This is a genomic window from Geodermatophilus sp. DF01-2 (assembly GCF_004571065.1).
Taxonomy (GTDB): domain Bacteria; phylum Actinomycetota; class Actinomycetes; order Mycobacteriales; family Geodermatophilaceae; genus Geodermatophilus.
The window spans coordinates 1-2,395 of sequence record NZ_SPQN01000165.1; the positions used below are offsets into that span (position 1 = coordinate 1).

A 2,395-nucleotide genomic window follows, 5' to 3' on the forward strand; every position below is an offset into this window, starting at 1 on the left:
GCCAGCCGGGCGCGGGCGGCCGCGGCCGTGCCCGGCAGCTCACGGGGCAGCGCGGCCAGGACCGTCGCGGTGAGGTCGGGCACGGCCGGCGCGGGGGCCAGCCGCGCGCGACGGGTGACCAGCTCGGCCTGCCGGGCCCACGCTGCGCAGCCGGGGCACGCGCCGAGGTGGGCGTCGAGTTCACCGGCGGGCAGGCCGGGCGACTCGCCGTCGAGCCGGGCGGAGACCGCCTCGCGGTACGGGGTGCACTGCATGATGGGGTGGTCGTCCTCCGGGGCCGGTTGGTTCCCCTCATTTCGGGTGGAGCCAGGGCGACGGTGCACCGGGGAGGATGGGACACGTGGACGAGCTGGAGCGGCTGGCGGCTGCCGCCGTCGACGGCGACCCCCTCGCGGCGGCGGCCCTGGTGCGCGCCACCCAGTCCGACGTCTGGCGGCTGTGCGCGGCGCTCGGGGACCGGCAGTCCGCCGACGACCTGACGCAGGAGACCTATCTGCGGGCCTTCGGCGCCCTGCACCGTTTCGAGGGTCGCTCCTCGCTGCGCACCTGGCTGCTGTCGATCGCCCGCCGGGTGTGCGCCGACGCCGTCCGGTCCCGCCGGCGCCGACGGCTCACCCTGGTCCGGGAGGACGCCGATCTCGAGGTTCTCGGCCCCGGCGACGTCGCCGACCGGGTGGGTGAGGGCGCCGCCGTCGCGGACCTGCTGGGCCGGCTCTCCCCCGACCGCCGCGAGGCCTTCGTGCTCACCCAGCTGCTGGGGCTGCCCTACGCCGAGGCGGCCGAGGTGGCCGGCTGTCCGGTGGGGACCATCCGGTCGCGGGTGGCGCGGGCCCGGGCCGACCTCGTCGAGGCCCTCGGCGGGAACAGCGACCTGGAGGCCGCGCACCGCTGACCGCGGGGCGCGCCCCGGCTGCTTTGGGCATATCCCTACCGATCTGGTAGACATTGGGCCGTGGCGGTGACGACGGTGCTCCTCGTGGGGCGGATCCACGTCGACCTGCTGCGCGTCTGCACCGCCCGCTGTCCGGGCTGCTGACCTCCCGCGCTCCGCGCACCTCCCCGCACCTCCCGCGCTGCGCTGCGCCTCCTGGCGCGCCCGCGACTCTCCCGGATCCGGAGTCCAGCCCGTGAAGACCCTCGTCCTGCTCGCCCTCGTGGGCCTCGGTGCGCAGCTCGTGGACGGCAGCCTCGGCATGGCCTACGGCGTGACGTCGACCACCCTGCTGCTCGCCATCGGGACCAACCCGGCCGCCGCGTCGGCCACCATCCACCTCGCCGAGATCGGCACGACGCTCGCCTCGGGTCTCGCGCACTGGAGGTTCGGCAACGTCGACTGGAAGGTCGTCGCCAAGGTCGGCGTCCCCGGCGCGATCGGCGCCTTCCTCGGCGCGACCGTCCTGTCCAACCTCTCGACCGAGGTCGCCGCCCCGGTCATGTCGCTGATCCTGGTCTCGCTCGGCGTCTACCTCCTGGTGCGCTTCACCCTCCGCGGGGTCGACCGCCGACACCTGGGCAAGCCGATTCGCAAGCGCTTCCTCGGCCCGCTGGGCCTGGTCGCCGGCTTCGTCGACGCCACCGGGGGCGGCGGCTGGGGCCCGGTCGGCACCCCGGCCCTGCTGGCCAGCGGCCGGATGGAGCCGCGCAGGGTCATCGGCTCGATCGACACCTCGGAGTTCCTGGTCGCCCTCGCCGCCAGCCTCGGCTTCCTGGTCGCGCTCGGCTCGCAGGGCATCGACCTGCTGTGGGTGCTCGGCCTGCTCGCCGGTGGGCTGGTCGCCGCGCCGATCGCGGCGTGGCTGGTGCGGCACGTCCCGCCGCGGATGCTCGGCTCCCTCGTCGGCGGCATCATCGTGCTCACCAACACGCGGACGTTGCTGCGCAGCGAGTGGATCGACGCCGCCGACCCGGTGCGCTCCACGGTGTACGCGGTGCTCGCCGCGGTCTGGGTGGCCGCGGTCGTCCACTCCTTCCGCGAGTACCGCAAGGACCGTGCGCTGGAGTCCGCCGACGCCCTGGCCGCCGACGCGGTCCGGTCGCACGACGAGATCGAGCTGCCGGCCGACGGCGCCGACGCCGCCGACCTGCGGCGCGACGTCACCGCCGGGCGGCCCATCGCTCCGCGCGACTGAGGAGGGCCTCTCCTCCCCACCCCGTCGCACGGCTTCGGGGGCGCCGAGGAGGGGACACTCGGGTACGGGGCGTCCGAACCGCCGTCCTGGCTCACGGTTCCGGGTCCGGGCTCACGACCGGTGCTGAGCCCGGAGCCGGAACGATCGAGCCTGTCGCATAAAGCCGCGTGCCTGAGCGGGTGCGGGCGGTAGTTGCGGGAGAATGGGGCATGCCGCAGAACTTCATCCGCGCGGATGTCGATCAGGGGTTTCTGCTGCCGCCGGAT

At 75.1% G+C, this 2,395-nt stretch carries 3 protein-coding genes; 2 read left to right on the forward strand and 1 reads right to left on the reverse strand.

The annotated features are described in order from the left end of the window. The coding region (locus tag E4P41_RS21550) for a zf-HC2 domain-containing protein (protein WP_209307857.1) at positions 1-254 on the reverse strand (254 nt) is incomplete at its 3' end. Between the two features lie 86 nt (positions 255-340). On the opposite strand from E4P41_RS21550, the gene E4P41_RS21555 reads away from it, so the two are divergent. Both E4P41_RS21555 and E4P41_RS21560 read left to right on the forward strand, forming a co-directional pair. Beyond that, positions 341-892: a sigma-70 family RNA polymerase sigma factor gene (locus tag E4P41_RS21555; protein ID WP_135143234.1), complete on the forward strand. Its 552-nt coding sequence runs from the start codon at positions 341-343 to the stop codon at positions 890-892. Between the two features lie 235 nt (positions 893-1,127). After that, positions 1,128-2,129, forward strand: a complete 1,002-nt coding sequence (locus E4P41_RS21560; RefSeq protein ID WP_135143235.1) for a sulfite exporter TauE/SafE family protein — start codon at positions 1,128-1,130, stop codon at positions 2,127-2,129. The last annotated feature ends 266 nt before the right edge of the window (positions 2,130-2,395 follow it).